Source organism: Pseudomonas sp. XP1 (genome assembly GCF_053557675.1).
Genome location: NZ_JBNRIJ010000028.1, coordinates 54,532 through 65,781 on the forward strand (window position 1 = coordinate 54,532; position 11,250 = coordinate 65,781).

Consider the following 11,250-nt stretch of genomic DNA (forward strand, 5'->3'; position numbering starts at 1 on the left):
TATGGCTTACATCCTACCCAAAGTCAGGTTGCAGTTCCGCGTCACGCACCAGCCGTTCCAGCCCGACCAGGTCCGGCACCCGCGCCACCTGCTCGCCCACCTGCACTGCCGCCAGCTCCAGCCGGCCCAGCGCCACGTCCACGTAGTTCAGTTGGCTGTCGAGCTTGCACGAGCGCGGTATGTCTTGCAGCAACAACGCCAGGTAGCGCAGGCCGGTATCACCCAGGGCATTGAGCAGCACCACGCGGGCCCGCTCGCCGCAGGGTGTCTCGCCACCGCACGCGGCTTCGAAGCCGATCAGCGGCAGGCGCTGCTGGCGCCAGTCGATCCAGCCCAGGTGCCAGGCCGGCTCGCCGCGTTGACACACCAGGTTGCGCTGACCACTCAGTTCGGCCACCGCCACGTTGGGCAACACCAAGGTACGGTCGCCCAACGGCAGCAAAAGCCCGGTCAGGCTGCTGCGCTGGCCGGCGATCAGTTCAAGCATGGGTCTGGCTCCAGTGGGCAATGCTCTGCAACAGGACCGACTCCTGATAAGGCTTGCCCAGGTATTCGTTGACGCCGATGGCCATCGCTCGGTCGCGGTGCTTCTGCCCGGTGCGCGAGGTGATCATGATGATCGGCAAGTCTTTCAGCCGCTCGTCACGGCGGATGCGTGTGGCCACCTCGAAGCCGTCCATGCGCGGCATCTCGATGTCCAGCAGCAGCACATCGGGGCGGTGCTCTTCCAACAGGGCCATGGCATCAACCCCGTCCTTGGCCGTCAGCACGCTCATGCCGTGCCGTTCCAGCAGGCGGCTGGTGACCTTGCGCACGGTCACCGAATCGTCCACCACCATTACCAGCAACGCCCGCCGTGGCGCCGGGCCGAACACTTGGCGCCGGGCCGCACCATCGCCCGGCAGGCGCGCCAGGCGCCGCTGCTGGCCACGCAACTGGCCCAGCAGGTCGAGAATCAATACCACCCGGCCATCGCCCAGCAGCGTCGCCCCCGACAACCCGGCAACCGCGGCAAACTGCGGCCCCAGGCTCTTCACCACGATCTCGCGGCTGGGCGACAGGCTGTCGGCCTGGATGGCGAACGATTGCTCCTGGGAATGCACCAGCAACACCGGCAGCGGCACGCTCTGCCCGAGCAATGCCGGGCGTGGCATGCCCTGCAGCAGTTCACCCAGGTAGCGCAGCTCGTATTCGTGGCCGGCGTACACATAACGCGGGGCATCCAGCTGGTAGCACGCCGCCAGTTCGGCCGGCGGCACGCGGACGATGCCCTCGATGGTGTTCAGCGGAATGGCGTACTGCTCTTCGCCCAGATGCACCATCAGCGCACGGTTGACCGACACGGTGAACGGCAGGCGGATCAGGAAGCGCGCGCCTTTGCCCTGGGCCGACTCGATACTCATCGAGCCGCCCAGTTGCTTGACCTCCTCATGTACCACGTCCATGCCCAGGCCACGCCCGGAGATCTGGGTGATCTTCTCGGCAGTGGAAAAGCCCGGGCGCAAGATGAACTGGAGGATTTCGTGATCGCTCAGTTGCGCCTGCGGGTCCAGCAGGCCGCGTTTGATGGCCTTGCGGCGCACCGCTTCCAGTGGCACGCCGGCACCGTCGTCGGTCATTTCGATTACGATGTCCGCGCCTTCGTGCAGCAGATTCAGGTGAATGGTGCCCTGCTCCGGCTTGCCGGCGGCCAGGCGCATTTCGCGGCTTTCCAGGCCATGGTCGACGGCGTTGCGCAGCATGTGCTCCAGCGGCGCCACCATACGTTCGAGCACGCTGCGGTCCAGTTCGCCCTCGGCATTGCCGACCACCAGCTCCACCTGCTTGCCCAGCTCGCTGGCCACCTGCCGTACCACACGCTGCAAGCGCGGCACCAGGCGCTCGAAGGGCACCATCAGGGTGGCGGTCAGGCCTTCCTGCAACTGGCTGTTCACCCGCGCCTGCTGCTGCAGCAGGCTGTAGGCCTCCTGGGCGCGCTGTGCCAGGGTTTCCTTGAGGTCCAGCAAATCCGAGGCGGACTCGAACAGGGCCCGCGACAGCTGCTGCAGTTGCGAGTGGCGGTCCATTTCCAGCGGGTCGAAGTCGTCATACGCATCACCTTCGAACTGCTGCCGGCTGGATATCCGCCCTTGGGTCTCGATGTCCAGGCGCAGCAACTGGTCGCGCATGCGCTCGAGGGTGGTTTCCATCTCGTTGAGGGTGAACTGCGCATCGTTGACCTGCTGCTCGATGCGCCCACGGATGATCGAGTGCTCACCGGCCAGGTTGCCCAGGTCGTCGAGCAGCTCGGCATCGACCTTGACCATGTCGCCCGGCGCCCGCTCCGGTGCCACCGCCGGCGCCTCACTGGTCGCGGCCTCGACCGCCCCCTGGCCGGCGGCGCTATCGGCCAGGGCCGAGAAGCTGAAGTTGCGGATGTAGTCGATCAGCGCGGTGGCGGCATGCAACGGCTGCCCCAGGCGCACGGCATCGAGCATGTGCGCCAGGCGGTCATGGCAGTTCTGCAGCAAGGCGAACAATGGTGCGCTAGGCGGCATACGGCCAGCGGCCAGCAGCTCGTAGAGAAACTCCAGCTCGTGGGCCAGGTCGCCGATCGGCGCAATTTCGACCATGCGCGCCACACCCTTGAGGGTGTGCAGGTCGCGCATCAGGTTGTCCACCTCCACACTGTTGCGCGGGTCGGCCTGCCAACGCGCCAGTGCTGCGGCGGCACTCTCGACGATGTCCGAGCTTTCTTCGAGGAAGACTTCCAGCAGCTCTTCGCCTGGGCTTTCCGGCTCTTCGATCAGCGGCTCGGCCACAGCAGGCAGCAAAGGGTGGTGCGCCGGCCCCAGGCCAAGGGTATCGGCCAGGTCCATGTCCGGGTGCAGCGGCGTGACCGTGTCGATGCCCACCAGGCCGGTAGCCTCCGGAGCCAGGGCCTGGCCCAGCAGGTGGCGCAGGCTGTCGACCAGCTCCGGCCTTGGTGGGATGTCCTGCCCGGCCGCCACCTCGTCGAGCATGTCCAGCAGGGCCTCATGGGCCCGTTGCACGTGGACGAAGAAGCGCGCATCGGCGGGCAGGCTGCCCTCCTCCACGGCGCCGTACAGGTCGAGCAAGGCCTCGCACACGTCATCCATCTGCCACAGGTCGGCCGAGTGTGCTGCGTGGCCCAAGGTGGTCAGTTCGTCGAGCAGCGTGTCCAGCGCATCGCGCTGGCCGGGCTGTTCCTGCCAGCGCGACAGCAACGATTCGGCATCCAGCAGGATATCCATGGCCTGGGCCAGGAAACTGGCAATCAACTGCGGGTCGCGCTTGCTGCGCCGCTGATGCTGCGAGTCGTCATGCAAGCTGGCCAAGTGCGCGTCCACCGCCTGGCCAACCTGCTCGATCAGCTCCACGGCACCAGGGATGGCCGCCAGCGGCGTACTATCGAGTTGCGCCAGGCCCAGGTGGAACAGCGAGCGAGCAGCTTCCAGCCATTCGATCTCGGCCATTTGCAGAGGCAGTTGGTGGCCTTTGTATTCACGTGCCAGGCGATCGAAGGCGGTGGCCAGTTCAGCAACCGGCATCACCCCGGCCATGGCGGCACTGCCCTTGAGCGTATGCAGGGCGCGCTGCAGGCCATCGCTGACCTGCGTATCGTGGCCGTCGGCGCCTTGCAGGAAAGCATCCAGGCTGGCCAGGTGGCCCTGCGCCTCGCTACGGAAAATGTCGAGCAATTGCGGGTCGAGACCATCGATGTCAGCTGCCACCGGGGCATCGTTTTCGGCCAGGGCATGCAGGTGCCCGGCCAGCTCCTCGATTTCCGTCAGTTGCGGTAACTGGCCTGCGGCAAAGTCGGCGAGCAGGTCGGGCAGGTAGACGAATACCTGCTGCAGGGCCACAACGCCTTCCGGGCCGAGCACGCTGCGGCCCTCGAGTACCCGGTTCAGCAGGTGTTCGGCGCCCCAGGCCAGTTCGGCCACCGCCTCGGCATGCACCATGCGGCCGCTGCCCTTGAGCGTATGCAAGGCACGGCGCACTTCTCCCAATGCCTCGCGCTGCTGGTTGTCGGCACGCCAGCGCAGCCAGTGGCGCTCGATTTCCGGCAGCAGCTCACCGGCCTCGTCGAGGAACACTTCACGCAACTCGTCATCGATGCCATCAGCGCTGCCATCGCGGCCCGCGGTGGCCTCGACCAGCGCGCAGTGCACCCCCAGCGCCGCAAGGCTGGCGCGCGCCATGTCGATAAAGGGCTGGCCATCCGCCAATGGGTCCGCCACCCGCCATTGCAGGTAGCATTCGGCGGCGCTCAGGGCCTCGGCCAGGTGCGTCAGCTCATCGGCTGGGGGCTCCATCTCCAGGTGCTGCAGCCAGCGCTGCACATAGCTGGCGCAACCGGCAAACAGCTCGGCCACGGCTGGTAGCATCAACATCGCCAGCGCACCGCGAATCTGCTGCAACAGCCCTGGCAAGGGTTGCAGGCGTTGCCGCGGCCAGCCGGACTCCAGGCAATCGCCGATCAGATCCTTGGCCTGCTGCAGTACGTTCAGCGACTCGTTCAACACCAGTTGGCGGATCTCGGCCAGGTCCGAGCCCGGCAGGCCGCCCTGGCCGTTTTCCTCCAGCGGGCCGACCATGCCGTTGAGCGTAGCCTCCACGTACAGCAAGGCCCCTGCTACATCCATCAACACCGCGTCGTCCACGGCCCGCTCGCCCTGGGCCAGGGCCTGCAGCGCCAGCACCTGGTCGATGATCACCCGGCGTGGCTGCTGGAAGCCCAGCACTGCCAGGGTGTCGGCCACGTGGCGCAGTGGCGCCAGCAGGGCATCGAGCTGCTCGCTGTCCTGGCGGTCGCCACGCACGAACTGGTCCAGCCGCTCCTTGATGCGCATCAGGTCGTCGCACAGCGCGGTCACCACCGAGCGCAGGGCATCGCGGCCAGGCCCTGCCTGCAGCTGCTCGCGCCAGTTGCCCAGCGACAGGTCGAGGTTGGCCAGGTCGTCGGCACCGGCAAAGCGTTGGGCGGCGCCGCTGATCAGGCTGGCCTGGGCCAATGGCTCCTCGCCACGGCAGGCACGCAGTTGGTTGAGCAGCGGCAGCATCACCAGAGGCAGGTCGTGGCGGGCGCCGCGCAGGCGCTCCAGGTACGACGGCAATTGCTCCAGGCCGCGGAACAACGCGCCCAGGCAATCACCGCGGGGGCTGACCTGGCCATCGGCCAGGGCCTTGGCGAACAGTTCCAGTTCTTCGGCCAGGCGCGTGGCGCCGCGCAGTTCGAGCATGCGCAGGCAGCCGTGCACCTGGTGCAGGTTGTCGACCACGAATGCCAGCATCGACAGGTCGCCAGGCTCGCCGGCAAAGCGTTCCAGCGCCTGGCGCGCCTGGCCCAGGCAGTCGAGGATGGCGGCCTTGGTCCAGGCCAGCGCCACCGTGTCGTGGCGCTCGGGGCTTACTGGTGCTACAGCCATGGGCACTCCTCGGCGCGGCTCTTCAGCAGGACCATTCACTTGGGCTCTGCTGGTGGCGGCAGGGTGAATCCGGACACCGAACGGCGCATCTCGCTGGCCATGCGTGCCAGATGGCGGATGCTGTCGGCGGTGGCGCCGGAACCGGCGGAGGTCTGCGCGGTAATCTGCTGGATGACCGCCATGGTGTGGGAGATCTGCCCGGCAGACGAAGTCTGCAGCTGGGCGGCATCGGAAATGCTGTGGATAAGATCGGCGAGGTTCTGCGATACGCCTTCGATCTCGGCCAGCGCCACCCCGGCATCCTGGGCCAGGCGGGCACCGCGCACCACTTCGGCGGTGGTCTGCTCCATGGAAATGACCGCCTCGTTGGTGTCGGCCTGGATGGTGCGCACCAGCGCCTCGATCTGCCGGGTGGCTGACGACGAGCGCTCGGCCAGGCGCTGCACTTCGTCGGCAACCACGGCGAACCCACGGCCAGCCTCGCCGGCCAGCGAGGCCTGAATCGCCGCGTTGAGCGCGAGAATGTTGGTTTGGTCGGCAATGTCGTCAATCAGGCTGACGATATCGCCGATTTCCTGGGAAGACTCACCGAGGCGCTTGATGCGTTTGGCGGTGTCCTGGATCTGCTCGCGAATGTTGTCCATGCCGTTGATGGTGTTGTGCACCACCTCGTTGCCCTTGTTGGCGATCGCCACCGAGCGTTCGGCCACCTTGGCCGACTCGTAGGCGTGTGCCGAAACCCGGTCTATCGACTCGACCATGTCGCCTACCGCCTCGGATGCCTCGCTGATCTGCTCGGCCTGGTGTTCGGAGGCTTTGGCCAGCTGGCGTGCGGTGTTCTGTGTGTCCTGCACGGCGGCAGCGACCTGCACGGCGCTGTGGTTGATGGTGGCGACCAGGTCGCGCAGTTGGTCCACGGAATAGTTGATCGAATCGGCAATGGCGCCGGTGAAGTCTTCGGTCACCGATACGGTCACGGTCAGGTCGCCGTCAGCCAGCTCTTCGATTTCATCGAGCAGGCGCATGATCGCCTGCTGGTTGCGTTCGTTCTTTTCCGCTGTCTCACGCAGCTGGCGGTTGGTGGTGCGCACCATCACCAGGCCGATGAGGATGATCGAAGCCAGCGCCAGCAGGCCCAGCACATAGCCGCCGACAGTGTCGAGGGTGCGCCCGCCGGCCAGGTTCTCGAAACCGTTGGCCAGGTGCGAGGCCTCGTCGAGCAGGGTTTGCGACAGGCTGAAGATGTTGCCGGCAGCCTCGCGCACCCGGAACAGTTCCGGCGAGGTTTCGAGGATTTCATCCACCGAGCCGGCAACGAACTGGAACAGCTCGGCAATTTCGGCCAGGCGCGCACGAGCGTCGGCGTCTTCGACACGGGTCACCTGGATCGCCGCGTTGCCACTGAGCATGCCCTCGAGCACCTGGCCGAAGCGCCCGGCATCGCGGCCGAAGGCGTCGGCCGCCTGGGCCGCGGCGTCGTCACCGGCCAGCACGGTGTTGACCGAGCCGAGAATGCGTTCGGCCAGCAGCAGCTGACGCTGGGCTACAGCCACCTGGCTGGCCGGGGCGCCGCTCTGCAGCAGGATTTCGACCACTTTCTCGTATTCCACCTGCAACTGCGGCACGGTCTCGGCCAGGGTCGCCGCCACCTGGTGCAGCGACAGCACCGTCTGCTCGCTGGCCAGGATGGTGTCGGTGTTCTTGCGCAGGTTTTCCCAGTCGCGGCGTACCGCCTCCATCTCGTCACGCACCGTGGGCGGCGCGGGTGGCAGGCCGGTGGACTTGTCACCTTCACGCAGGTAGCCCCAGCGCCGCTCGAAATCGTTGCGCGCGTCCGACAGCAGTTTGAAGGCCAGGGCCTTGCCGGTGGCGGCTTCCGTGGCGTTCTTGGCGATGCGCTGCGACAGCACCCGCAGTTCGCCGGCGTGGCCGATGTACTGCTTGTCGTAGTTGGACTGGGTATTCAGGTAGGCAAAGTTGGCGAACAGCAGGATGATCGACAGGATCAGGATCAGGAACAACAAGGTGATCTGCGCGATGCTGCGGGTACGCGGGGTCACGGTGGTGACGGGGGTGACAGGCTTGTTCACGTTCGCAGGTCCTATAACGCCACATCGAGAAAGCCCGGCGCCTGGGCCAGGGCGAAGGGGCTGAAGATCGCCCAGTTGCGTTCACGCGGGAAGTGCCCCTGCACGAAAGGTGCAGCGGCGCGGATCAGCGGCTGTGGTGGCGACAGCTGCAGGCTGTCGAGGGCAAAGTGCTGCAGGCCCAGCACCTCGTCCACCAGCAGGCCGACGAACAGGTCCTCGTGGTCCAGCACCAGCACCCGCCGCTGCTTGCCCGGGGCGGCGTGGCCCAGGCCGAAGAAGCTGCTCAGGTCCATCACCGGCAACAGCCGGCCGCGCAGGTTGGCTACCCCGCACACCCACGGCTGCACGCCGGGCACGCGGCTGCTGCGCGGTTCGCGCAGCACCTCGGCAACCTCGCCCATGGGCGCGACGAACCATTGCCCGGCAATACGAAAGCCGATGCCGCTCCACTGTTGCAGGCGGTTGTCCTGCGGCGGCTGGTCGGCGACCAGCAGGCGGCAGCGCCGGTCGATGTCCAGCAACAACTCGAAGGCGGTCAGCGACGCGCCCTGCGGGCGGGTGGTCAAGCCCCGAGCACTTCTTTGAGCTTGGCGATCAACGCGTCCTCCTCCACCGGTTTGGTCAGGAAGTCACGAGCGCCCTGGCGCGTGGCCCAGATACGGTCGGTTTCCTGGTCCTTGGTGGTGACCACGATCACCGGGATGGCGCTGGTTTCCGGGTCCTTGCTGAGCTGGCGGGTGGCCTGGAAGCCGTTCATGCCGGGCATGACGATGTCCATCAGCACTGCGTCGGGCTTGTCCTGCCTGGCCAGGGCCACGCCATCGGCACCGTTGTTGGCCTTGAGCACCTGGTAGCCGTGCTTTTCCAGCCATTCGGTCAATCGGTACATCTCTGTCGGCGAGTCGTCGACAATCAGAACTCGGGCCATGCTGGTTCCCCATCAGGAAAGAAAGACCGTGCCATGGCGGGGCGCGGTCAGGGTGCGTGTTGTTGGGCTGCGGCAAAACCGGGCACGTGGGCGCGGATCGCGTCGAGCAGTTCTTCCTTGCTGAACGGTTTGGTCAGGAACTGGTCGGAGCCGACCACCCGGCCGCGGGCCTTGTCGAACAGGCCGTCACGTGACGAAAGCAGAATGACCGGGGTGTCCTTGAAGGCACTGTTGTGCTTGATTACCGCGCAGGTCTGGTAGCCGTCCAGGCGCGGCATCAACACGTCGACGAAGATGATGCTGGGCTGGTGGTCGACGATCTTGGCCAGGGCATCGAAGCCATCACTGGCGGTGATCACCTCGCAGCCCGCTTCACCGAGCAACATCTGCGCGGTGCGGCGGATCGTGCGCGAATCGTCGATCACCATCACCTTCAGGGGTTGTTCCATCACTTGGGCTACCGTCGCTGCTTATGCCGAATTCCTGGGGCCGCTTCGCGCCCCTATCGCGACACAAGGCCGCTCCTACAAGGGACCGCAATCTCCTGTAGGAGCGGCCTTGCGTCGCGATAGGGCTGCGCAGCAGCCGCAAAGGCCTGTTGTATAGCGCTATGACTGGCATTTTTAGCACACTCCGGGTGGCCGTTCCATCTGCGGAGCCCCTTGACCGGCGGCGCTCACGGCGCCACCCTGAGCCACTTTTCTTTCGATCCATCGCGGCCATGCGCCGCCAAGAGGAACCACCCCCATGAGCGTTCGCCTCGGCATTGTCATGGACCCCATCGCGTCCATCTCCTACAAGAAGGACAGCTCGCTGGCCATGTTGCTGGCCGCACAGGCGCGCGGCTGGAGCCTGTTCTACATGGAACAGCGCGACATGTACCTGGGCGCCGGCCAGGCGCGTGCGCAGGTGCGCCCGCTGAAAGTGTTCGCCGACCCGGCCCGCTGGTTCGAACTGGGCGATGAGCAGGACAGCGCGCTGGCCGAGCTGGACGTGATCCTGATGCGCAAGGACCCGCCCTTCGACATGGAGTTCGTCTACAGCACCTACCTGCTGGAGCAGGCCGAGCGCGAAGGCGTGCTGGTGGTCAACCGCCCGCAGAGCCTGCGCGACTGCAACGAAAAACTGTTCGCCACCCAGTTCCCGCAGTGCATGGCGCCGACCCTGGTCAGCCGCCGTGTCGACATCCTGCGCGAGTTCGCCAACAGCCGCGGTGACGTGATCCTCAAGCCGCTGGACGGCATGGGCGGCGCCTCGGTGTTCCGCCACCGCAAGGACGACCCGAACCTGTCGGTGATTCTGGAAACCCTGACCCAGCACGGCAACCAGCAGATCATGGCGCAGGAATACCTGCCGCAGATCGTCGACGGCGACAAGCGCATCCTGATGATCGACGGCGAGCCGGTGGACTACTGCCTGGCGCGTATCCCGGCCAGCGGCGAGACCCGTGGCAACCTGGCCGCCGGCGGCCGTGGCGAGGCACGCCCGCTGACCGACCGCGACCGCTGGATCGCCGCCCAGGTCGGCCCGACCCTGCGCGAGAAGGGCCTGATGTTCGTGGGCCTGGACGTGATCGGCGACTACCTCACCGAAATCAATGTCACCAGCCCCACCTGCATCCGCGAGATCGATGCCGCCTACAACACCGATATCGGCGGGAAATTGATGGATGCCATTGATCGCCAGCTGAAGGCGCGCTGACCGCCGACGCACGGCAACAACCCAGAGTGGGGTATGATGCGGGTCCTTTTGGCCTGGCCTGCTACCCCGCCCTGCGGTTGCTGGAAACCTGATGACGCTGCCCGCTGACATCCCCGCCGACCTGCTCCCCCCCCGTGTTCGCCCGGTGGACCGGCTCGGCTTTACCCTGTTCCTGGCCGCCCTGGTGCACCTGGCGCTGATCCTTGGCGTCGGCTTCAGCGTGGTCAAGCCTGCCGAAATCCGCCACACCATGGACATCACCCTGGCCACCTTCAAGAGCGAGAAACCGCCGGAGAAGGCCGATTTCCAGGCCCAGGACAACCAGCAGGGCAGCGGCACCCTGGACAAGAAAGCGGTGCCCAAGACCACCGAACTGGCACCGTTCCAGGACAGCAAGATCAACAAGATCACCCCGCCACCCGCCGCGAAGCCCGAGGTGGTACTGCCCCCTGTCCCGCAGAAGTCGGCGGTAGTGACCACGGCGCCCAAGCCACAGAAGGTCGAGCCCAAGCCCAAGGAAAGCAAGCCGCAGCCCAAGCCGGCAGCCCCGGCACCGGACTTCGACAGCTCGCAGTTGTCCAGCCAGATCGCCAGCCTGGAGGCGGAGCTGTCCAACGAACAGCAGATGTACGCCAAGCGCCCACGCATCCACCGGCTCAATGCTGCATCGACCATGCGCGACAAGGGTGCCTGGTACAAGGAGGAGTGGCGCAAGAAGGTCGAGCGTGTGGGCAATTTGAACTACCCCGACGAAGCGCGCCGGCAACAGATCTACGGCAACCTGCGCATGATGGTGTCGATCAACCGCGATGGCTCGCTCTACGAAGTGCTGGTGCTGGAGTCGTCCGGTCAACCGGTGCTGGACCAGGCGGCGCAGCGCATCGTGCGGCTGGCGGCGCCGTTTGCGCCGTTTACCGGGGACCTGGCCGAGTTTGACCGGCTGGAGATCATCCGCACGTGGCGCTTTGCCCGTGGGGACCGTCTGTCCAGTAACTGAATCAGGGCCGCTTTGCGCCCCATCGCCGGCAAGCCAGCTTGTGTCTTGAGAGGGGATTAGAATCTGAAGTGAGAGCGGTGAATGGCAAGCTGAATGCCAGAG

8 protein-coding genes are annotated in these 11,250 nt (G+C 66.1%); 2 read left to right on the top strand and 6 right to left on the bottom strand.

All coding sequences use genetic code 11. The features are described 5' to 3' along the window. Window positions 1-13: 13 nt before the first annotated feature. From ACK1U9_RS20285 to ACK1U9_RS20310, 6 genes are read right to left on the bottom strand one after another with little or no spacing between them, the layout of a single operon-like run. Window positions 14-487, bottom strand: a complete 474-nt coding sequence (locus ACK1U9_RS20285) for a chemotaxis protein CheW (protein WP_449110143.1) — start codon at window positions 485-487, stop codon at window positions 14-16. Continuing rightward, the gene (locus ACK1U9_RS20290) at window positions 480-5,432 is read right to left on the bottom strand and encodes a hybrid sensor histidine kinase/response regulator (protein ID WP_108480787.1); all 4,953 of its coding nucleotides are present in this window, start codon (window positions 5,430-5,432) and stop codon (window positions 480-482) included. Before ACK1U9_RS20290 ends, ACK1U9_RS20285 begins: the two co-directional genes overlap by 8 nt. Window positions 5,433-5,467: 35 nt before the next feature. Further along, complete coding sequence (locus tag ACK1U9_RS20295) at window positions 5,468-7,522, bottom strand: methyl-accepting chemotaxis protein (RefSeq protein WP_046613435.1); 2,055 nt, start codon at window positions 7,520-7,522, stop codon at window positions 5,468-5,470. Window positions 7,523-7,533: 11 nt separating this feature from the next. After that, a complete protein-coding gene (locus ACK1U9_RS20300; protein WP_003257767.1) occupies window positions 7,534-8,088 on the bottom strand; it encodes a chemotaxis protein CheW in 555 nt (184 codons plus the stop codon). Continuing rightward, on the bottom strand, window positions 8,085-8,450 hold the full coding sequence (pilH, locus tag ACK1U9_RS20305; protein WP_025340906.1) for a twitching motility response regulator PilH: 366 nt from the start codon (window positions 8,448-8,450) through the stop codon (window positions 8,085-8,087). Before pilH ends, ACK1U9_RS20300 begins: the two co-directional genes overlap by 4 nt. A 47-nt stretch (window positions 8,451-8,497) precedes the next feature. Further along, the gene (locus ACK1U9_RS20310; RefSeq protein ID WP_003257770.1) at window positions 8,498-8,899 is read right to left on the bottom strand and encodes a response regulator; all 402 of its coding nucleotides are present in this window, start codon (window positions 8,897-8,899) and stop codon (window positions 8,498-8,500) included. A 298-nt stretch (window positions 8,900-9,197) separates the two neighbouring features. Here ACK1U9_RS20310 and gshB point away from each other — a divergent pair, with 298 nt between their 5' ends. Next, complete coding sequence (gene gshB / locus ACK1U9_RS20315) at window positions 9,198-10,151, top strand: glutathione synthase (protein WP_108480788.1); 954 nt, start codon at window positions 9,198-9,200, stop codon at window positions 10,149-10,151. A 91-nt stretch (window positions 10,152-10,242) separates the two neighbouring features. Further along, window positions 10,243-11,148, top strand: a complete 906-nt coding sequence (locus ACK1U9_RS20320; RefSeq protein WP_108480789.1) for an energy transducer TonB — start codon at window positions 10,243-10,245, stop codon at window positions 11,146-11,148. The last annotated feature ends 102 nt before the right edge of the window (window positions 11,149-11,250 follow it).

What these genes read in the sequence shown, in the direction of transcription:
- ACK1U9_RS20285 (WP_449110143.1), bottom strand. Translation starts at nt 487, where the DNA reads ATGCTTGAACTGATCGCCGGCCAGCGCAGCAGCCTGACCGGGCTTTTG.
- pilH (WP_025340906.1), bottom strand. Translation starts at nt 8,450, where the DNA reads ATGGCCCGAGTTCTGATTGTCGACGACTCGCCGACAGAGATGTACCGA.
- gshB (WP_108480788.1), top strand. Translation starts at nt 9,198, where the DNA reads ATGAGCGTTCGCCTCGGCATTGTCATGGACCCCATCGCGTCCATCTCC.
- ACK1U9_RS20320 (WP_108480789.1), top strand. Translation starts at nt 10,243, where the DNA reads ATGACGCTGCCCGCTGACATCCCCGCCGACCTGCTCCCCCCCCGTGTT.
- ACK1U9_RS20310 (WP_003257770.1), bottom strand. Translation starts at nt 8,899, where the DNA reads ATGGAACAACCCCTGAAGGTGATGGTGATCGACGATTCGCGCACGATC.
- ACK1U9_RS20290 (WP_108480787.1), bottom strand. Translation starts at nt 5,432, where the DNA reads ATGGCTGTAGCACCAGTAAGCCCCGAGCGCCACGACACGGTGGCGCTG.